This is a genomic window from Kitasatospora sp. NPDC001261 (genome assembly GCF_042896795.1).
Classification (GTDB): Bacteria; Actinomycetota; Actinomycetes; order Streptomycetales; family Streptomycetaceae; genus Kitasatospora.
Genome location: NZ_JBIAXP010000028.1, coordinates 102,099 through 120,543, shown reverse-complemented (window position 1 = coordinate 120,543; position 18,445 = coordinate 102,099). Strand labels below are relative to the sequence as shown.

General features: G+C 73.9%; 16 protein-coding genes. 9 read left to right on the top strand and 7 right to left on the bottom strand.

Features of this window, described 5'->3' with window-relative positions:
• The first annotated feature begins 115 nt into the window (after nucleotides 1-115).
• Nucleotides 116-1,585 (top strand): ribonuclease Y, encoded by a 1,470-nt coding sequence (gene rny, locus ACFY4B_RS32195; RefSeq protein ID WP_387973913.1) that lies wholly within the window; start codon nucleotides 116-118, stop codon nucleotides 1,583-1,585.
• A gap of 28 nt (nucleotides 1,586-1,613) precedes the next feature.
• Here rny and ACFY4B_RS32190 read toward each other — a convergent pair whose 3' ends face one another.
• The 5 genes from ACFY4B_RS32190 to ACFY4B_RS32170 all read right to left on the bottom strand — a co-directional run bounded on the left by ACFY4B_RS32190 (nucleotide 1,614) and on the right by ACFY4B_RS32170 (nucleotide 6,805).
• On the bottom strand, nucleotides 1,614-3,329 hold the full coding sequence (locus ACFY4B_RS32190; RefSeq protein WP_380740142.1) for an FAD-dependent monooxygenase: 1,716 nt from the start codon (nucleotides 3,327-3,329) through the stop codon (nucleotides 1,614-1,616).
• Nucleotides 3,330-3,451: 122 nt separating this feature from the next.
• Nucleotides 3,452-4,300 (bottom strand): amino acid ABC transporter permease, encoded by an 849-nt coding sequence (locus tag ACFY4B_RS32185; RefSeq protein WP_117489699.1) that lies wholly within the window; start codon nucleotides 4,298-4,300, stop codon nucleotides 3,452-3,454.
• Nucleotides 4,297-4,947 (bottom strand): amino acid ABC transporter permease, encoded by a 651-nt coding sequence (locus tag ACFY4B_RS32180; protein WP_049655583.1) that lies wholly within the window; start codon nucleotides 4,945-4,947, stop codon nucleotides 4,297-4,299. Before ACFY4B_RS32180 ends, ACFY4B_RS32185 begins: the two co-directional genes overlap by 4 nt.
• 53 nt (nucleotides 4,948-5,000) lie before the next feature.
• Nucleotides 5,001-5,909, bottom strand: coding sequence for a glutamate ABC transporter substrate-binding protein (locus tag ACFY4B_RS32175; protein ID WP_074005695.1), 909 nt, complete (start codon nucleotides 5,907-5,909; stop codon nucleotides 5,001-5,003).
• A 122-nt stretch (nucleotides 5,910-6,031) separates the two neighbouring features.
• Nucleotides 6,032-6,805 (bottom strand): amino acid ABC transporter ATP-binding protein, encoded by a 774-nt coding sequence (locus tag ACFY4B_RS32170; RefSeq protein ID WP_049655580.1) that lies wholly within the window; start codon nucleotides 6,803-6,805, stop codon nucleotides 6,032-6,034.
• A gap of 391 nt (nucleotides 6,806-7,196) precedes the next feature.
• Here ACFY4B_RS32170 and ACFY4B_RS32165 point away from each other — a divergent pair, with 391 nt between their 5' ends.
• Nucleotides 7,197-7,970: a response regulator transcription factor gene (locus ACFY4B_RS32165; protein ID WP_049655579.1), complete on the top strand. Its 774-nt coding sequence runs from the start codon at nucleotides 7,197-7,199 to the stop codon at nucleotides 7,968-7,970.
• 6 nt (nucleotides 7,971-7,976) lie between these two features.
• The gene (locus ACFY4B_RS32160; RefSeq protein ID WP_049655577.1) at nucleotides 7,977-9,410 is read left to right on the top strand and encodes a HAMP domain-containing sensor histidine kinase; all 1,434 of its coding nucleotides are present in this window, start codon (nucleotides 7,977-7,979) and stop codon (nucleotides 9,408-9,410) included.
• Between the two features lie 15 nt (nucleotides 9,411-9,425).
• Here ACFY4B_RS32160 and ACFY4B_RS32155 read toward each other — a convergent pair whose 3' ends face one another.
• The gene (locus ACFY4B_RS32155) at nucleotides 9,426-10,445 is read right to left on the bottom strand and encodes a TAXI family TRAP transporter solute-binding subunit (RefSeq protein ID WP_074005693.1); all 1,020 of its coding nucleotides are present in this window, start codon (nucleotides 10,443-10,445) and stop codon (nucleotides 9,426-9,428) included.
• A 95-nt stretch (nucleotides 10,446-10,540) separates the two neighbouring features.
• Between ACFY4B_RS32155 and miaB the strand changes: the two genes are divergently transcribed.
• Nucleotides 10,541-12,043 carry a tRNA (N6-isopentenyl adenosine(37)-C2)-methylthiotransferase MiaB gene (miaB, locus tag ACFY4B_RS32150; RefSeq protein ID WP_255357448.1) on the top strand — a complete coding sequence of 501 codons (1,503 nt, stop codon included), beginning with the start codon at nucleotides 10,541-10,543 and terminating at the stop codon, nucleotides 12,041-12,043.
• A 78-nt stretch (nucleotides 12,044-12,121) separates the two neighbouring features.
• A complete protein-coding gene (locus ACFY4B_RS32145; RefSeq protein ID WP_117489707.1) occupies nucleotides 12,122-12,820 on the top strand; it encodes a class III extradiol dioxygenase subunit B-like domain-containing protein in 699 nt (232 codons plus the stop codon).
• Nucleotides 12,821-12,845: 25 nt separating this feature from the next.
• Here ACFY4B_RS32145 and ACFY4B_RS32140 read toward each other — a convergent pair whose 3' ends face one another.
• On the bottom strand, nucleotides 12,846-13,115 hold the full coding sequence (locus ACFY4B_RS32140) for an antitoxin (RefSeq protein WP_241853171.1): 270 nt from the start codon (nucleotides 13,113-13,115) through the stop codon (nucleotides 12,846-12,848).
• A 163-nt stretch (nucleotides 13,116-13,278) separates the two neighbouring features.
• Between ACFY4B_RS32140 and miaA the strand changes: the two genes are divergently transcribed.
• The 4 genes from miaA (at nucleotide 13,279) to ACFY4B_RS32120 (ending at nucleotide 18,355) form a co-directional block, all read left to right on the top strand.
• The gene (gene miaA / locus ACFY4B_RS32135) at nucleotides 13,279-14,223 is read left to right on the top strand and encodes a tRNA (adenosine(37)-N6)-dimethylallyltransferase MiaA (RefSeq protein WP_049658895.1); all 945 of its coding nucleotides are present in this window, start codon (nucleotides 13,279-13,281) and stop codon (nucleotides 14,221-14,223) included.
• A 228-nt stretch (nucleotides 14,224-14,451) separates the two neighbouring features.
• On the top strand, nucleotides 14,452-14,964 hold the full coding sequence (locus ACFY4B_RS32130; protein ID WP_049658893.1) for a hypothetical protein: 513 nt from the start codon (nucleotides 14,452-14,454) through the stop codon (nucleotides 14,962-14,964).
• A gap of 32 nt (nucleotides 14,965-14,996) precedes the next feature.
• Nucleotides 14,997-15,902, top strand: a complete 906-nt coding sequence (gene dapF, locus ACFY4B_RS32125; protein ID WP_387973907.1) for a diaminopimelate epimerase — start codon at nucleotides 14,997-14,999, stop codon at nucleotides 15,900-15,902.
• 275 nt (nucleotides 15,903-16,177) lie between these two features.
• Nucleotides 16,178-18,355, top strand: a complete 2,178-nt coding sequence (locus ACFY4B_RS32120) for a RelA/SpoT family protein (protein ID WP_387973904.1) — start codon at nucleotides 16,178-16,180, stop codon at nucleotides 18,353-18,355.
• Nucleotides 18,356-18,445: the final 90 nt, after the last annotated feature.

The following is an 18,445-nucleotide window of genomic DNA, read 5'->3' as shown; positions in this document are numbered from 1 at the left end:
CTTGGAGTGGACCAGGTCAACTCTTGACCCTCCCGTGACCCCCACCTAGCCTCGCCTTCAGTGCCCGGGGCGCCTCCGGACGGCGGCGCGCGCGGCGACGGGGGAGTGGGCGGGAATGGGGATCTCGGCGGGCACCGGCCCGGGCGGCTCACTGGTGCCGGTCGCCGGATCGGCCGCACTCCTGCTGCTGGTGGTCGTGGCCGCCGCCGGGCTGGCGATCAGGCGGCTCCGGGCGGCCCGGCGCGGTGCGCTGGCCGAGGCCGAGCAGGCCCGCCGGTGGGCCGAGGAGCAGTCCGCCCGGCAGTGGACCGAACTGGCCCGCCGCGAGGAGGACATGGCCGAGGAGCTGCGCAGGCTGCGCCGCCGGGAGGACGAACTGGCCGAGCGCTCCGCCGAGGTGGAGCAGTCCCGGGGCGAGGCCGAGGCGCTGGTCGCCCGGCGGGCGGCGGCGTTGGAGCGGGCCGCCGGGCTCTCCGCCGAGCAGGCCCGCGCCGAACTCCTGCGGGAGGCCGAGGACTCGGCCCGGCGGGAGGCCGCGGTCACCGTCCGGGAGATCGAGCGCGAGGCCCGGGAGGAGGGCGAGCGCCGGGCCCGGGACATCGTCGCCGGGGCGGTCCAGCGGCTGGCGACGGAGCAGACCGCGGAGAGCGCCGTCACCGTCCTGCGGCTGCCGAACGAGGACATGAAGGGCCGGATCATCGGCCGCGAGGGCCGCAACATCCGCGCCTTCGAGGCGGTCACCGGCGTGAACCTGATCGTCGACGACACCCCCGAGTCGGTGCAGCTGTCCTGCTTCGACCCGGTCCGCCGGGAGACCGCCCGGCTCACCCTGGAGCAGCTGGTCGAGGACGGCCGGATCCACCCGACCCGGATCGAGAGCCTGTACGAGCGCAGCCGCGAGGAGGTCGGGCAGAGCTGCATCCGGGCCGGCGAGGACGCCCTGCTGGAGGCCCGGGTCGACGGGGTGCACCCCGAACTCGTCCGCACCCTGGGCTCGTTGCGCTACCGGGCGTCGTACGGGCAGAACGTGCTCGGGCACCTGCTGGAGTCCGCGCACCTGGCCGGGATGATGGCCGCCGAGCTCGGGGTGGACCCGGAGCCGGTGCGGCGCGCGGCGCTGCTGCACGACATCGGCAAGGCGCTCACCCACGAGTCGGAGGGCAGCCACGCCGCGGTCGGCGCGGAGCTCGCCCGGCGGTACGGGGAGTCCGCCGAGGTGGTGCACGCGATCGCCGCCCACCACAACGAGGTCGATCCGCGCACCGTGACGGCCGTGCTGACCCAGGCCGCGGACGGTTGCTCGGGCGGCCGGCCGGGTGCGCGCAAGGAGTCGCTGGAGCTGTACGTCCGGCGGCTGGCACGGCTGGAGGAGATCGCGCGCTCGCACGAGGGCGTGGCCGAGGTGTTCGCGATGCAGGCGGGCCGCGAGGTGCGGGTGATGGTCCGTCCGGACGCGGTGGACGACCTCGGTGCGGAGCTGATCGCCCGTGAGGTCGCCCGCCAGGTCTCCACCGAGCTGACGTACCCGGGCCAGATCCGGGTGACGGTGGTCCGCGAGAGCCGGGCCACGGCGGTGGCCGGCTGAGACCGTGGCCCGCCGCGGCCCGGAGGCCTCAGCTCGGGGAGTCCACCTGCTGGGGCGAGGGCTGCTCGGCCGGGTCGGGGGCCGGGCCGAGCGTGGCCGGGCCGCCGCGGGCGCGGTCGGCGAGGGCGAGCAGGTCCTCGGCGACGGCCCCCTGGGTGGTGCCGACCAGGTGGCCGTCCGGGCGGATCAGCAGGACGGTGTGCGGCCCGGCGCCCGGGTAGTCCTCGGTGACCAGCACCTCGGCGGGGACGGGCAGCGCGGCGGCGACCTCGGCGAGGCGGGGCATCAGGCCGGCGCCGAGCCAGTGCTCGGAGGACCAGACGGCGGTGCCGGGGGCGACCAGCAGCAGCAGGAAGGTGGTGCCGAGCCGGGCGTGCAGGTGGTCGGGGGTGCCGTCGTCGGCGAGCACCGGCAGGTCCGGGACGAGCACGCCGGGGGCGGTGGCGGGCAGCAGCTCGCTGAGCGAGGTGGTGCCGCGCGCGCCGCGCTGCACCGGGACCCGGGCCGGGACGCCGGAGGGGGCCGCCGGGTAGGCGGGCGCGCCGCCGAACCGGCCGGTGCCGAGCTGGCCGTCGGCGAGCAGCGGGGCGTGCTTGCGGAAGCCGCCGACCAGCAGCGAGCGCCGGGTCTGCTGCCAGCCGCGCAGCGGGCGCAGCAGCGGCATGGACTGGTCGACCGCGCGCAGCCGGGCGCCGACCGCCCCGCGCCGCTCGGCCTCGTAGCCGTCCAGCAGGGAGCCGCCGGGCTGCGGGCCGCCGGAGTGGAGGTGCCAGGCGAGGGCGAGCCGCCAGGCGAGGTTGTCGGCGTCGCGCAGCCCGTCCGCGAGGTTCTGCATGCCGAGTGCGCCGTGCAAGTGGGCGGCGTCGCCGGCCAGGAAGCAGCGGCCGCTGCGGAAGCGGGCGGCGAGCCGCTGCTGGGCGGTGTGGTCGGCGGCGGCCAGCAGTTCGAAGCGGGGCAGTTCGCCGCACCAGCCGGTGAGGGTGGAGGTGACCCGGGTGAGCAGGGTGTCGCCGGTGACGATGCCGGGCCAGGTGGCGTGCGGGTCGACGGTCTCGGTGGCGGCGGGGCGGCCGGGGGGCAGCCGCCAGTCGAGCCGCCAGACGCCGTCCGGCAGCGGACGGGCGGAGGCCTCGCGGTCGCCCCGCCACGGGGGCTCGCGGTGCAGCCGGGCGCCGTCGAAGGGCAGGTCGACCCGGACGGTGGCGATGGCGTTGCGGTCGACCGCCGGGCGGCCGGGGAAGCGGATCTTCAGGAGCTTGCGGACGGTGGATCTGGCGCCGTCGCAGCCGACCAGGTGGCTGCCGCGCCACCAGGTGGTGGAGCCGTCCTGGGTGCCGGTGGTGCGGAGGCTGACGCCGTCCCGGTCCTGTTCGAGCTCGACGACCCGGTTGAGCGGGACCAGCCTGATCAGCGGGGTGCCGGTCAGGGCGTCGCGCAGCCCGCGCTGGAGGCGGTGCTGGGGCAGGTGGTAGGTGGGCGAGTCGGTGAGGTCGATCCGCAGCACCTCCTGGCGGCGGCGCCAGACGGCGAAGGAGTCCCACAGCGCGGAGTCCGAGACGGCCCGCGGGTAGCCGATCCGGGTCAGGAAGGCGGCGGTGTCGGCGCCGAGGACGAGGCTGCGCGGGCCTTCCGGGCAGAGGCCGGAGCCCTCGTCGAGGACGATGGTGGGGACCTCGTGCCGGGCCAGGGCGAGGGCCAGGGCCAGACCGACCGGTCCGGCCCCGACCACGATCACCGGGTCCATGAGGGAACCTCCGGGCACGAACCGGCCGATCGGCCGGCGTCAGTTACCGCTGCCGCATATGCCGCGTGGATGCTCCCGGGAGGTGTCACGAAGAGCAATGCAACAGTTCGCCTGCGTGTCCGTCAAGCAGAAGCTGAAGTGCGCCGGTTCGCGCCGCGACGGCCGCGTGCTTCGATCCAGCGTGCGAGCGCGGTCAACAGGAGGCACATCGCGATGTAGATCGGTCCGATCACCAGCACCACGGGGATGTAGGGGAAGCCCGCGGCGTTCATCGGCTGGCTGGCGATCTTCTTGCCGATGAACAGCAGCTCCTGGTAGGTGATGATCAGACCGAGCGAGGTGTCCTTGAGGGTGACGACCAGCTGGCCGATCATCGAGGGCAGCATCGAACGGACGGCCTGCGGCACCAGGATCGACGTCATCACCTGGGTCTTGCGCATGCCGAGCCCGTACGCCGCCTCGCCCTGGCCGCGCGGGACGGCGTTGACGCCGCTGCGGATGATCTCGGCCTGGACCGCCCCGTTGTAGAGGGTGAGGCCGAGCACCAGCGCCCACATCGACTCCTTGGCGAAGAAGGCGTAGTAGAGCCCGACGATCAGGATCAGCAGCGGCATCGCCCGGAAGAACTGGGTGAAGGCCGTGCAGAACCAGCGGACCGGCTTGTGGTCGGAGAGCTGACCGGCCGCCAGCAGCGCGCCCAGGGCGAGCGAGAAGACCGCCGCCAGCCCGAAGGCCTTCAGGGTGGCCAGCAGGCCGTCCAGGATCATCTGCTGGACGAAGTTGTACTGGAACGGGTCCCACAGGTCGGGGTCGAACTGGCCGTTGTCGTTCAGCGCGGTGAAGACGTACCAGAGGAGACCGGCGATGCCGAGCACCGAGAGGACGCCGAACGCGCGGTACCGGGTGCGGGCCTTCGGGCCGGGGGCGTCGTAGAGGACGCTGGCCGAAGCCTGGCGGTTCAGAACACTCATCGGGCCACCGCCAGTCGGGATTCCAGGAAGCGGAAGAACGTGGCGATCGTCGCGCTGATCAGCAGGTAGGCGCAGGCCACCCAGAAGAAGATGGCGAAGATCGAGAAGCCGCGCTCGGAGAAGGTCTGCTGGGCGCTGTACAGCTCGGAGACGCTGAACGCGCCGGCGATCGCCGAGTTCCTGGGCAGGGCGATGAACACGCTGCTCATCGGGCCCAGGACGGTCCGGGCGGCCTGCGGCAGGACGACCAGGGTGAGGGTCTGGCCGAAGGACATGCCCAGGCTGCGGGCGGCCTCCGCCTGGCCGAGCGGCACGGTGTTGATGCCGGAGCGGATCACCTCGCAGACGAACGAGGCGGTGTACCCGCCGAGCGCCAGCACCGCGAACACCAGGTGGCTGAAGTGCACGCCCAGCGGCGGCAGGCCGAAGGTGACGGCGAAGAACAGCAGGGTCAGCGGGGTGTTGCGGAAGAGCGTGACCCAGGCGGTGCCGAAGGCGCGCAGGACCGGCACCGGGGAGACCCGGAAGGCCGCCAGCAGGGTGCCCAGCAGCAGGGCGAGCAGAGCGCTGAGCGCGCTCACCTCGATCGTCTGTAGGAAGCCGTCGCGGAACAACGCGAAGTTGTCGTCCTCGAACAGGAACCCCATCCGGCGGCCCTCCTCTCAGTTCATGGTCGGGAAGTCGACGTACGGCGGGCGGATCAGTAGCGCTCAAGGGCCGGGACGTCCGGCGCGGCGGAGCCGGAGGCACCCAGGGTCGCGTCGTAGGCCTTCTTCCAGTCGCCGTTGTCCTCGTGGGCCTTGAGGGCGTCGCTGATGGCGTCGCGCAGCGCCTTGTCGTCCTTGTTGAGGCCGACGCCGTAGTTCTCCTTGGTGAACGGCTTGCCGACCACCTTGAGCTTGGGGGCGTACTTGGAGGCGTAGCCCTTGAGGATCGCGTCGTCGGTGGTGACCGCGTCGACCTCGCCGGACATCAGCTTCTCGACGCAGGCCGAGTAGGTGTCGAACTGCGTGACCTTCGGGTTGTACTGCTGGATGTTCTTGATCGAGGTCGAGCCGGTGGCGGTGCAGACGTTCTTGCCGCCGGTGCTCTCCGCGCCGGTGATCGTGGTGTTGTCGGCCTTCACCAGCAGGTCCTGGCCGGCGATGTAGTACGGGCCGGCGAAGGAGACGCTCTTCTTGCGCTCGTCGTTGATGCTGTAGGTGCCGACGTAGAAGTCGATCTGGCCCTTGGCGATGGCCGGCTCGCGCTGCGAGGAGACCAGGGTCTGCCACTTGATCTGCTGCGGGGTGAAGCCGAGGTCGGCGGCGATCATCTTGGCGATCTCGATGTCGAAGCCGCTGCGGTCGCCGCTGGCGACGTCCTCCCAGCCGAGGTTCGGTTGGTCGGCCTTGGCGCCGATGATCAGCTGGCCGCGCTTCCTGGCCTCGGCGAGGACCGCGGAGTCGACCTTGACGTCGGTCTTGACCGTGTAGGTCGGCAGCGCCGGGGCGGCGCTGCCGCCGCTGCTCGCGGCGGTGGTGCCGGGGGTGCCGTCCTTGCCGCAGGCGGCGGTGGCGGTGAGCGCGACGGCACAGAGCGCGACGGCGAGGGTGCGGGACGTCCTCATGAGGGTTCTCCTGGGGGTGGGCCGCGGTGTCAACCGGGCTCTGGCGTCTGGAAGGCGTTGCACGGCGGGACCGGCCGGCACCGGTGACGATGCCGGGGGGCGGCCCCGCTGGTCTCGAAGCGTCAGTGGTGGAGGATCTTCGAGAGGAAGTCCTTGGCGCGGTCGGAGCGCGGTGCGGTGAAGAAGGCGTCCGGGGTGTTCTGCTCGACGATCTTCCCGTCGGCCATGAACAGCACCCGGTTGGCGGCGGAGCGCGCGAAGCCCATCTCGTGGGTGACCACGACCATCGTCATGCCGTCCGCGGCCAGTTGGCGCATGACCTCCAGCACCTCGTTGACCATCTCCGGGTCCAGCGCCGAGGTGGGCTCGTCGAAGAGCATCACCTTGGGCTTCATCGCCAGCGCCCGGGCGATCGCCACGCGCTGCTGCTGGCCGCCGGAGAGCTGGGCCGGGAACTTGTCCGCCTGCGCGCCGACGCCGACCCGCTCCAGCAGCTCCCGGGCGGTCTTCTCGGCCTGCGGGCGGGGCACCTTGCGCACCTTCACCTGGCCGATGACCACGTTCTCCAGCACGGTCTTGTGCGCGAACAGGTTGAAGCTCTGGAACACCATGCCGACCTCGGCGCGCAGCCGGGCCAGCTCCTTGCCCTCGTCGGGCAGCGGTCGGCCGTCGATGGTGATCGTGCCGGAGTCGATCGTCTCCAGCCGGTTGATCGTCCGGCAGAGCGTCGACTTGCCCGAACCGGACGGGCCGATCAGTACGACCACCTCGCCCTGGGCGATCCTGAGGTCGATGTCCTGCAGCACGTGCAGCGCGCCGTAGTGCTTGTTGACCTTGCTCAGCACGACCAGGGGGGCGGCTGCGGTGGTTGAGTCCTCGACCGGGCTCTCGGTCATCGCGCCTGCTCCCTCTGTCGTCGAATAACGCCTGCCCGAGAAGTCTCAACTCCCTTGGGAGGCAGTGGTGGTGCGAATCCGGGGGCCGCGGCCGGCGGAGCCGCAGCCCCCGGTGGGCCGACCTTAGGAGCCGTGACCGTTCGCCGTCAGCCGATCTGAGCGGAACTTGAGGATCACGAAACGGCCACGCGTCGCCCACGCGCTGTTCGCGCGGGCGCCGACGGGGCATGTCACAGCGGGAATCCGCTCCGGTGCTCCCCGTCCCCCACGGGCCCGGTGCGCGGTCGAACCTGGCGTCGGGCCGTTCGCTGGCTCATACTGCGCAGGACCGGGACCTGACCGATCGGCCCGGTGATCACTGGTGATCAGGTGGGGGAAGGAGGAGAACAGGATGCGACTTCTGCTCGTCGAGGACGACGAACGCGTGGCCGCCGCGCTGGTCGCGGTGCTGGGCCGGCACGGCTTCCAGGTCCGGCACGCCCGCAGCGGGCACGAGGCGCTGGACGCCCTGGTGCCGGACGGCAACGAGCCGTACCGCGTGGTGCTGCTCGACCTCGGGCTGCCCGACCGCGACGGCTTCGAGGTGTGCAGCCGGATCAGGGCCGGCAGCGGCGTCCCGGTGATCATGGTCACCGCCCGCGCCGACGTCCGCTCCCGGATCCACGGCCTCAACCTGGGCGCCGACGACTACGTCACCAAGCCGTACGACATGGGCGAGCTGCTCGCCCGCATCCACGCCGTGGCCCGCCGCGGCGCCGCCCCCGCCGCGGTGCCGGTGCCCGCGCCCGACACCGTGCCGCAGCAGCGCGGCCCGCTGGAGTCCCGCGGCATCCGGATCGACCGGGAGCGCCGCCGGGTCAGCGTGGACGGCCGCGACGTGCCGCTCACCCGCAAGGAGTTCGACCTGCTCGCGCTGCTCGCCCAGAGCCCGGGCGTGGTCTACCGGCGCGAGCAGATCTTCAGCGAGGTCTGGCGCAGCGGCTGGGAGGGCAACGGGCGCACCCTGGAGGTGCACATCGGCTCGCTGCGCAACAAGCTGGCGCTGCCCGGACTGGTCGAGGCCGTGCGCGGGGTCGGCTACCGGCTGATCCCCGACTGTCCGGCGCCGGCCGCCCCCGCCCCGTCGGCCCCCGCCCCGTCCGCCCCCGCTCCCGCGGAGCACTGACCGCACGTGCGCACCCGCCTGCTCGGCATCCTGATCGCCCTCATGCTCTGCGTCCTGGCCGCCCTGGGGCTGCCGCTCGCGGCGGCGGTCGCGGCGGCCGAGCAGACCAAGGTCGTCGTCGACCGGCTCGACGACGCCGCCCGCCTCGCCCAGGACCTGCCCACCTCCGGCGCCGCCGACTCCGCCCGCAAGGGCGAACCGGAACCCGCCCCGGGCGACCTCAGCCGGCAGCGCGCGATCCTCTCCGAGGTCCGCCGCTACCACGACCTGTACGGCGTCCGCCTGGGCATCTTCCAGCGCGACGGGGTGGCGATCGCCGCCGCCCCGGGCGACTGGCGGGTGCCCGGCGAGGGCTGGGGCGCCCAGGCCTTCCAGGAGGCGCTGGACGGGCGGCGCAGCCACAACCCGCCGCAGGTCTGGCCGTGGACGCCGGACCGGACGATCATCGTCGCCGCCCCGGTGGTGCGCGACGGCGACGTGGTCGCGGTGGTGCTGAGCGAGTCCCCGACCGAGGCGCTGCGCACCCGGGTGCTGCACAAGTGGCTGGTGATCGTCGCGGGCGAGGCCGCCGCGATGATCGTCGCCGTGCTGCTCGCCGTCCGGCTCACCGAGTGGGTGCTGCGCCCGGTGCGCACCCTGGACCGGGCCACCCACGACATCGCCACCGGCCGGATGGCCGCCCGGGTCGCCCCCGGCGGCGGACCGCCCGAACTCCAGCGGCTGGCCCGCTCGTTCAACGAGATGGCGGACCACGTGGTGCTCGCCATGGACCAGCAGAAGGCCTTCGTCGCGGACGCCTCGCACCAGCTGCGCAACCCGCTGTCGGCCCTGCTGCTGCGGGTCGAGCTGCTCGGCCTGGAACTGCCCGAGGGCCACGAGGAGGAGCTCAGCGGCGTACGGGAGGAGGGCGTCCGGCTGGCCCGGGTGCTGGACGACCTGCTCGGGCTGGCCACCGCCGAGCACGCCCGCCCCGAACCGGAGCGCACCGACCTCGCCGAGCTCACCCTGGCCCGGGTCGACGCCTGGCGGCCGGCGGCCGAGCAGCGCGGGATCACGCTGCGCTGGGACGGCCCGGCGCTGGCGATCGGGATGGCCGACCCGATCGGCTTCGGCTCGGCCCTGGACGCCGTGGTCGACAACGCGCTCAAGTTCGGCCCGCCCGGCAGCGAGGTGCGGCTGCGGGTCGCGGTGCGCCGGGACGAGGTCGCGGTGACCGTCACCGACGCCGGGCCCGGCCTCACCGAGGACGAGCTGTCCCGGGCCGGGGACCGGTTCTGGCGCAGCCCGCGGCACCAGAACGTGGACGGTTCGGGGCTCGGGCTGTCCATCGCCCGCACCCTGTTGGCGGCCGGCGGCGGCACGCTCGGCTTCGCGCCGGTCAAGCCGACCGGGCTCGCGGTGACGCTGGCGGTGCCCCGGCCGGAGAAGCCGGAGAAGTAGCCGCCGGGGCGGGGCCTACGGCTTCACCGAGCGGTAGTAGCGCGCCGCGCCGGTGTGCAGCGGGAGCGGGTCGGTGTAGACGGCGGTGCGCAGGTCGACCAGCTGGGCCGCGTGCACCTGGGCGCCGATCTGGTCCCGGCTGTCGATCACCGCGCGGGTCATGCCCTCGACCAGGCCCGGGTCCACGTCGTCCCGGGTGATCAGCAGGTTGGGCACGGCCACCGTGGCGACCGCGTCCTTCGGTTCGGCGTTCGGGTAGGTGCCCTTGGGCATGGTGGCCGCCCGGTAGGCGTCGGTGCCGCCGCCCTCGGCCTTGTGCAGGGCCTCGGCGAGGTCGCTCAGCGGCACGATCCGGATCCGGACGTGCTCGGAGAGGTCGGTGAGCGCGCTGGTGGGCAGGCCGCCGGACCAGAAGAAGGCGTCCAGGGTGCCCGCGCGCAGGTCGTCGGCGGCCTCGCCGACGCCCTTCGACACCGGGACGATGTCATGGTCCGGGTCCAGCCCGGCGGCGGTCAGCAGCCGCCTGGTCACCAGGTTCACCCCGGACTGCGGCAGCCCGACGCCGACCTTCAGGCCCTTGAGGTCGGCGGTGCGCCGCACCGGGGAGGAGGCCGGGACGACCAGCTGCAGGTAGTCGTCGTACAGCCGGGCGATCGCCCGCAGCTTCTCCTTGCCGGGCTCGTGGTAGTCGGCGACCGCGTCGGCGGTGGCGATCGCGAAGGTGTCCCGGCCGTCGATCACCCGGCCGATGTTGTCGACCGAGCCCTCGGAGTTGTCCAGGGCCAGCCGCACCCCCGGCATCGCCCGCGAGACGTGGCCCTGGAGCAGCTGCCCGTACCGGTCGTAGACGCCGCGCTGCACCCCGGTGGCGAAGCGGACCTCGCCGCGCGGGTACCCGGGCGAGCGGCCCGCCGACAGCCACCAGCCGCCGAACCCGGCCACCAGCAGCACCAGCACCAGCACCGTCCGCCACAACGGGCTGCGGGCCGCGGCACGGACGGCGGCGCCGGGACGGTACGGAGTGGTGGGGGTCATGCAGGGATACTGCCAGGCGCTCCGGCCGAACGGGAGGGGAACGGGTGGTGGAAGCTCCGGGAAAAGCCCTTCGCCGCTGCCCGTACCCTGGTCTGGTGAGCGGTGAGAGCGGATTGAAGAGCTACAAGGTCGTCACGCACGGCTGTCAGATGAACGTCCACGACTCCGAGCGGCTGTCCGGCCTGCTGGAGGACGCGGGGTACGTCAAGGCCGGGCCCGAGGGCGACCCGGACCTGGTGGTGTTCAACACCTGCGCGGTGCGCGAGAACGCCGACAACAAGCTGTACGGCAACCTCGGCCAGCTCGCGCCGGTCAAGACCCGCCACAAGGGCATGCAGATCGCCGTCGGCGGCTGCCTGGCCCAGAAGGACCGCGAGACCATCGTCAAGCGCGCCCCCTGGGTCGACGTGGTCTTCGGCACCCACAACATCGGCCACCTGCCGGCGCTGCTGGAGCGGGCCGCGGTCGAGCGCAAGGCCCAGGTCGAGATCCTGGAGTCGCTGGAGACCTTCCCCTCCACCCTGCCGACCCGCCGCGAATCCGCGTACGCCGCCTGGGTCGCCATCTCGGTCGGCTGCAACAACACCTGCACCTTCTGCATCGTCCCCGCGCTGCGCGGCAAGGAGGAGGACCGCCGCCCCGGCGACGTCCTCGCCGAGATCGAGGCGCTGGTGGGCGAGGGCGTCATCGAGGTGACCCTGCTCGGCCAGAACGTCAACGCCTACGGCTCCGACCTGGGCGACCGCGAGGCCTTCTCCAAGCTGCTGCGCGCCGCCGGCCAGATCGAGGGCCTGGAGCGGATCCGCTTCACCTCGCCGCACCCGCGCGACTTCACCGACGACGTGATCGCCGCGATGGCCGAGACCCCGAACGTGATGCACCAGCTGCACATGCCGCTGCAGTCCGGCTCGGACCGCGTCCTCAAGGCGATGCGCCGCTCCTACCGGCAGGAGCGTTTCCTCGGGATCATCCGGAAGGTCCGCGAGGCGATGCCCGACGCGGCGATCTCCACCGACATCATCGTGGGCTTCCCCGGCGAGACCGAGGAGGACTTCGAGGAGACGATGCACGTCGTCCGCGAGGCCCGCTTCACCAACGCCTTCACCTTCCAGTACTCCAAGCGCCCCGGCACCCCCGCCGCGGAGATGGCGGACCAGGTGCCGAAGGAGGTCGTGCAGGCCCGCTACGACCGGCTGATCGCCCTCCAGGAGGAGATCTCCTGGGAGGAGAACAAGAAGCAGGTCGGGCGGACCCTGGAGATCCTGGTCGCCGAGGGCGAGGGCAAGAAGGACGACCAGACCCGGCGGCTCTCCGGCCGCGCCCCCGACAACCGGCTCGTGCACTTCACGAAGCCGGAGGAGCCGGTGCGCCCCGGCGACACGGTGACCGTCGAGATCACCTACGCCGCCCCGCACCACCTGCTCGCCGAGGGCCCTGCGCTCGCGGTGCGCCGCACCCGGGCCGGCGACGCCTGGGAGAAGCGCCAGGCCGCGCCCGCCGCCAAGCCGGCCGGCGTGCTGCTCGGCCTGCCGAAGATCGGCGCCCCGGCGGAGCTGCCACTGGCCGCGCCGGCGGGCGGGGCCTGCTGCGGCGACTGACACCGTGCCCGGTACGGCGGCCTGACGGGAGGATCCACTCCCGCCGGGCCGCCGTCGTCGTTGGCTAGAGTGATCCGCATGCTGGTAGCCGCCGCCGTGTGTCCCTGTCCGCCGCTGCTCGTCCCCGAGGTCGCCGCCGGGGCCGCGCCCGAGCTGGACGGCCTGCGCGCGGCCTGCGACGAGGCGCTCGCGGCGCTGGTCGCGGCCGGACCGCAGCTGGTCGTGGTGGTCGGCACCGGGCCGGCGGCCGAGGTGTGGACCGAGGGCGGGGCCGGCTCCTTCCACCGCTACGGGGTGCCGCTGGTCGCCAAGCTGCCCGGCGAGCGGGTCGAGGGGCCGGAGCTGGCCCCCTCGCTGACCGTCGGCGCCTGGCTGCTGGAGCGCGCCGGGGTGGGCCTGCCCACGCACGCCTGCGCGGTGCCCGCCGACGCCCCCGCCGACCGGATGCTCGGCCTCGGCCAGGGCCTGGCCGGGCTCGCCGACCGGGTCGCCCTGCTGGTGCTCGGCGACGGCAGCGCCTGCCGCTCGGTGAAGGCGCCCGGCTACCTGGACGAGCGGGCCGAGGGCTTCGACACCGCCCTGGCCGCCGCCCTGGGCACGGCCGACCTGCCCGCCCTGGCCGCACTGGACCCGGGCCTGGCCGCCGAGCTCAAGGCCGACGGCCGGGCGCCCTGGCAGGTGCTGGCCGGCGCCGCGCAGGGCGCCGGCCTCACCGGGCGGCTGGGCTACCAGGACGCGCCGTACGGGGTCGGGTACTTCGTGGCGTCCTGGTCCTAGCAAGTCGGCGGGGCAGGCCTGCGGTTCAGGACCGCGGGGCCTGCGGGGGCTGCTCCTCGTCGCCGGGCTTCGGCTTGTGGGCGAAGTCGCCGACCGCGCCCTTGGCCTTGCCGGCGCCGTGCTCGATCTTGTCGCTGTACTTGCCCTTGGTCGCCTTGTCGATCGCGCCGCCGGCCTTGTCCACGGCCTTCTCGATCTGGTCGCTGTGCTTGCCGGCGAACTCGCTGGCCTTGTCCTTGAGCTCCTCGGCCTTGCCCTTGAGGTTGTCCATCAGACCCATGGCGATCTCCTTCATCCGCTGTTCCCCGCACAACGACCGGGCTCGGCAAAGCGTTCGCAAACCGGCCCAACCGGGGAAACGGCCGGAAAGTGTCCGGGAAACAGTCATATCCTCGCGCAGTCGCGGGCGGGTGGCAGCCCGGTCCGCGGGCGCCCGGCCGTTTTGCGAGACTGGAGCGGTGAGCAGCTCCCGTACCCCGCGCGTCATCTCGATCGTCGGCGCGACCGCCGCCGGCAAGTCCGACCTGGCCGTCGCCATCGCCCGCAGTCTCGACGGCGAGGTGATCAACACCGACTCGATGCAGCTGTACCGGGGCATGGACATCGGCACCGCCAAGCTCACGATGGAGGAGCGCGGGGGGGTGCCGCACCACCTGATGGACGTCTGGGACGTCACCGAGGCCGCCAGCGTCGCCGAGTACCAGCGGCTGGCCCGGGCCGAGATCGACCGGCTGCTCGCCGCCGGCCGCACGCCCGTCCTGGTCGGCGGCTCCGGGCTGTACGTCCGGGCGGCGATCGACGAGATGGAGTTCCCGGGCACCGATGCGGCGGTGCGGGCCCGGCTGGAGGCCGAGCTGGAGCAGGCCGGCCCGTACGCGCTGCACCGGCGGCTGGCCGAGCTGGACCCGGCGGCCGCCGAGGCGATCCTGACCGGCAACGGGCGGCGGATCGTCCGCGCCCTGGAGGTCATCGAGATCACCGGGCAGCCGTTCACCGCCAACCTGCCGAGCAACACCGCCGTCTACGAGGCGGTGCAGATCGGCGTCGCCGTGCCGCGCCCCGAGCTGGACGAGCGGATCGCGCTGCGGGTCGACCGGATGTGGGAGGCCGGACTGCTGGACGAGGTGCGGGAGCTGGAGAAGGTCGGACTGCGGGAGGGCAGGACCGCCTCCCGGGCGCTCGGCTACCAGCAGGTGCTCGACCACTTCGCCGGCGGGTGCACCGAGGACGAGGCCCGGGCCGAGACCGTCCGGGCCACCAAGCGCTTCGCCCGCCGCCAGGAGTCCTGGTTCCGCCGCGACGACCGGATCCACTGGCTCTCCCGGCCGGCCGGCACCGACCCCGTCGAGCTGCTGGAACGCTCCCTGGAACTGATCGACCGTCAGGGAGTTCCGGCCGCGTAGGAAGGGTTTCCGGCCAATCCGGCGGTGCACCTGCGCGCGCAGGCGACCGTGCAGGACGAACCGGCGGTCACGGGCCGATCACGTGATGGCCACGGATCACCCGTCGACCCCGGTCAGGCCCGGAACGCCCCTCTGGACATGCCATCATCGATGCCGTAGGGGTCGACCGAACGGGCCGGCCGTGCCCGGCCGCGAGTCCGCTCGTGTCGAACTGTCAGGGGAGGCCGTGTGTCGACGGGTACCGGCCCCGAATCCGGCCAGGGCGGGAGCGTCACCGTACCGGCCGAGGAGTTCGACGAGTCGACGATGGGCGACCTGCCCGTGCTGACCGGCCTGGAGGCGCCGACCTCCTACGCGGCCGCGGTGCCCGCCCTGGACACCCGCACCCCGCCCGGCGGCGCGGTGCACGAACGGGAGATCCGCCCGCTGCGCCGGCTGCGCTGGTGGCAGACGCTGCCGATCGCCCTGCTGGGCACCCTCGGCTCGCTGATGTTCGCCTTCCCGCTCGCCTTCGGCTCGGCCGGGGCGCGCGCCACCATGGTCGGGATGCTCGGGCTGCTGTTCACCGCCGCCTCGATGGGCTGGGGCGCGATGGCCGCCCGGCACGCCGGCTACACGTGGCCGGGGCTGCCGCGCCGGGGCTCCGGGCAGCGGGCCGGCTGGAAGGCGATCGCGGTCTACACCCTGATCGCGCTGGCCGCCTGCGCGCTCGCGGTCTGGCGGGTCGCCTACCTGCGCTGAGCGCCTCCCGGCGGCTCAGTACCATCGGAGGGGTGAGCGCATCCTCCCCCCAGCAGGTCGGCATCCCCTTCTTCAAGGGCCACGGCACCCAGAACGACTTCGTCATCGTCCCGGACCCGGACGGCGCGCTGGAGATCGGTCCCGAGACCGTCGCCGCGCTGTGCGACCGGCGGGCCGGCATCGGCGGGGACGGGCTGCTGCGCGTGGTGCGCGCCGCCGCCGACCCGGCCGCCGCGGCGATGGCCGACCGGGCCGAGTGGTTCATGGACTACCGCAACTCGGACGGCAGCGTCGCCGAGATGTGCGGCAACGGCCTGCGGGTCTTCGCCCGATTCCTGGTCGAGGCCGGACTGGCCGAGCCGGGCGAACTGGCCGTCGCCACCCGCTCCGGGGTGCTCACCGCGAAGGTCGCCGGGGCCGCCGCGGACGGCACGCCCGGCGACGTCACCATCGACATGGGCCGGGCCCGGCTGCCCGGGCCGGACGGCATCGAGGTCGCGGTCGGCGAGCGGCGCTGGCCGGCCCTGAACGTCAACATGGGCAACCCGCACGCGGTGGCCTTCGTGGAGAGCCTGGAGCACGCCGGGGACCTGTACACCGCGCCGCTCACCAGCCCCGCGGACGCCTACCCGGAGGGCGTCAACGTCGAGTTCGTGGTGGACCGCGGGCCGCGGCACGTCGCGATGCGGGTGCACGAGCGCGGCTCGGGCGAGACCCGCTCCTGCGGCACCGGCGCCTGCGCGGTGGCGGTGGCGGCCATCCGCCGGGACGGCGCCGACCCGGCGGTCACCGGCGAGGCGGTCTCGTACACCGTGGACGTGCTGGGCGGCCGGCTGGTCATCACCGAGCACCCGGACGGCCGGGTGGAGATGGCCGGGCCGGCGGTGATCGTGGCCGAGGGCCGGCTGGACGGGAGCTGGTGGGAGTCGGTCCGTTAGGGCCCGTCTCCGGTGGGGCCCGTCTCCGGTAGGGCTCGTCTTCGAACCCGCGTCCGCGGGGCGACAGGCCCGGGGGCCGGCAGCCCGGTTTGCCCAATTCGTTCGGTGATGAATCCCCCCGATCGGGTGATACCGGTCGCGGACGGGAATCAGGGCGTCGCGGAACGTGCTCTGCTCGGTAGCATGGACCACCGGGTCGATCACCCCATGGGGAGGGGTGTCGAGATCACCCCCTCGGACGGGGCGGCGCCCGGCGACCGTTGCCGGAGGTGCCGATGACCATCGAAGCCGGGCAGCCCCTGGGGCAGCCGACGACCGTACGGCAGGGAGGGGCCAGGCGGCCCCTCGGGGAGCTCGGCCTGGCCGCCCTCGGCCGGGCCGGGCGGGCCGCCCTGCTCGCCACCGGCCGGCCGCCCGTGCCGGACGCCCTGGAACCGCTCGTCCGGGTCCACCGCCGGCACCATCCGCAGGCCGACCTCGGCCTGCTCGCCCGGGCCTACCGGCTCGCCGAGGCCAGCCACCGCGGCCAGAAGCGCAAGAGCGGCGAGCCGTACATCACCCACCCGCTGGCCGTCACCATGATCCTGGCCCAACTCGGCGCCGGGACGACCACCCTGGTCGCCTCGCTGCTCCACGACACCGTCGAGGACACCGAGTTGACGCTGGACCAGGTGGGCGCCGGGTTCGGGCCGGAAGTCGCCTACCTGGTCGACGGGGTGACGAAGCTGGAGAAGGTCGACTTCGGGGCCGCCGCCGAGGCCGAGACCTTCCGCAAGATGCTGGTCGCCACCGGGGACGACGTCCGGGTGATGGTGATCAAGCTCGCCGACCGGCTGCACAACATGCGCACCATCCGGCACATGAAGCCGGCCAGCCAGGCGCGGATCGCCAAGGTCACCCGGGACGTGCTGATCCCGCTGGCCGAGCGGCTCGGCATCCAGGTGCTCAAGGCGGAGCTGGAGGACATCGTCTTCGCCACCCTGCACCCCGAGGAGCACGCCCGCACCCGCGCCCTGATGACCGGTCACGAGGCCGAGCCGGACACCCTGCTGGAGCCCTTCGCCCGGCAGCTGGCCCGCCAGCTGGCCGAGGGCGGGGTGGCCGCCGAGGTGACCGTCCGGCCCCGGCACTGCGTCTCGCTGCACCGGGTGCTGCTCCGGCGGGCCGCCGTGCCCGGGCCGGACGGCCGGCCGCAGGGGCCGCGGCCGGCCGACTTCGGGCGGCTGCTGGTGGTGGTCGAGGAGAACGCCGACTGCTACGCCGTGCTCGGCGAGCTGCACACCTGCTGGACGCCGCTGCCCGGGGAGTTCAAGGACTTCGTGGCCGCGCCCAAGTTCAACCTCTACCAGTCCCTGCACACCGCCGTGGCGCTGAGCGGCGGCGCGGTGGTCGAGGTGCTGGTCCGCACCCGGCGGATGCACGAGGTGGCCGAGACCGGGGTGGTCGCGCTCGGGGACCCGTCCCCGGCCGGCGCCGTCCAGGACGCCGACGAGCTGGACCGCACCGACCCGGCCCGCCCGGGCTGGCTCAGCCGGCTGCTGGAGTGGCAGCAGGAGACGCCCGACCCGGACGCCTTCTGGTCCGCGCTCACCGCCGACCTGGCCGGCGACCGCGAGATCACCGTGGTGACGGAGAGCGGCGAAACGCTTCAGCTGCGGGCCGGCGCCACCTGCGTGGACGCGGCCTACCTGCTCGGCGAGGAGACCGGCCACCGATGTATCGGCGCGCGGGTCAACGGGCGGCTCACCGCGCTGTCCACCGTGCTGGAGGACGGCGACCAGATCGCGGTGCTCACCGAGACCCTCCCGGCCGGCGGCGGACCGCCCTCCGGGCCCGCCCCCGAGTGGCTGGCGCACGCCCGCACCCCCGCCGCCCGGCTGGCCATCGAGCGCTGGCTGGCCGATCCCCCGGCCCGGCAGCCGGTGGTCCGCACCGGCCCGGCCGGCGGCCAGCCCGCCCCGCCCGGGCGCCCGGCCGCCGAGCGGCGGGCGGCCCCGGTCGCGGTGGCCGGCCGGCCCGGGGCGTCGGTCCGGCTGGCCCGCTGCTGCACCCCGGTGCCGCCGGACGAGGTGGCCGGCTACCCGATCCGCGGCGGCGCGGTCGCGGTGCACCGCACCGGCTGCCCGGCGGGGGAGCGGATGCGCGCGGACGGGCGGGCCGAGCTGGAGGTCCGCTGGCAGTCGGAGGGCGCGCCGGCGGCCGGGCACCGGGCCACCCTGCGGGCCGAGGCGCTGAACCGGCCCCGGCTGCTCGCCGACCTCACCGCGGCGATCTCCGGCGCGGGCGTCGGCATCGTCTCGGCCGAGGTCGAGCCGCCGCAGGAGTCCCGGGTCCGGCACACCTACACCGTCGAACTGCCCGAGCCGGCCGCGCTGCCCGGGCTGATGCGGGCGATGCTCAAGGTCTCCGGGGTGTACGACGTGAGCCGGCCGCAGGCCCCGGAGGGTTCGTAGGGGCCGCCGTCCCGGGGAAAATGGGGATGACCGGCCCGCGCCGGGCGTGCGACCATCATGGGGAATTCACGGCCGGTCCACGGCGTTCTC

Coding starts and splice junctions, on each gene's coding strand:
- rny (WP_387973913.1), top strand. CDS start 116: ATGGGGATCTCGGCGGGCACCGGCCCGGGCGGCTCACTGGTGCCGGTC.
- ACFY4B_RS32190 (WP_380740142.1), bottom strand. CDS start 3,329: ATGGACCCGGTGATCGTGGTCGGGGCCGGACCGGTCGGTCTGGCCCTG.
- ACFY4B_RS32185 (WP_117489699.1), bottom strand. CDS start 4,300: ATGAGTGTTCTGAACCGCCAGGCTTCGGCCAGCGTCCTCTACGACGCC.
- ACFY4B_RS32180 (WP_049655583.1), bottom strand. CDS start 4,947: ATGGGGTTCCTGTTCGAGGACGACAACTTCGCGTTGTTCCGCGACGGC.
- ACFY4B_RS32175 (WP_074005695.1), bottom strand. CDS start 5,909: ATGAGGACGTCCCGCACCCTCGCCGTCGCGCTCTGTGCCGTCGCGCTC.
- ACFY4B_RS32170 (WP_049655580.1), bottom strand. CDS start 6,805: ATGACCGAGAGCCCGGTCGAGGACTCAACCACCGCAGCCGCCCCCCTG.
- ACFY4B_RS32165 (WP_049655579.1), top strand. CDS start 7,197: ATGCGACTTCTGCTCGTCGAGGACGACGAACGCGTGGCCGCCGCGCTG.
- ACFY4B_RS32155 (WP_074005693.1), bottom strand. CDS start 10,445: ATGACCCCCACCACTCCGTACCGTCCCGGCGCCGCCGTCCGTGCCGCG.
- ACFY4B_RS32145 (WP_117489707.1), top strand. CDS start 12,122: ATGCTGGTAGCCGCCGCCGTGTGTCCCTGTCCGCCGCTGCTCGTCCCC.
- ACFY4B_RS32140 (WP_241853171.1), bottom strand. CDS start 13,115: ATGAAGGAGATCGCCATGGGTCTGATGGACAACCTCAAGGGCAAGGCC.
- ACFY4B_RS32120 (WP_387973904.1), top strand. CDS start 16,178: ATGACCATCGAAGCCGGGCAGCCCCTGGGGCAGCCGACGACCGTACGG.